1 protein-coding gene is annotated in these 206 nt (G+C 36.9%); it reads left to right on the forward strand.

Going from position 1 to position 206, the window contains the following annotated elements; translation table 11 throughout:
- Positions 1-206: YidC/Oxa1 family membrane protein insertase (locus V6260_RS19590; RefSeq protein ID WP_341595646.1), on the forward strand; the 206-nt coding region annotated here is incomplete at both ends.

Here is a 206-nt window from a genome sequence, read left to right on the forward strand (position 1 = left end):
TACGTATTACCAATATTATTTGCTGCAAGTATGTTACTGACGCAAAAACTACAACCAATGACGGTTACCGATCCAATCCAGCAGAAAATGATGACCTTTATGCCGGTTATCTTCTCTGTATTCTTCTTATCGTTCCCATCAGGTTTAGTTCTTTACTGGTTAGTGTCTAACCTTATTTCTATAGTCCTAATGTTAATCATCTACCG

The organism is Pseudoalteromonas aliena (genome assembly GCF_038155085.1).
Taxonomy (GTDB): Bacteria; Pseudomonadota; Gammaproteobacteria; order Enterobacterales; family Alteromonadaceae; genus Pseudoalteromonas; species Pseudoalteromonas aliena_A.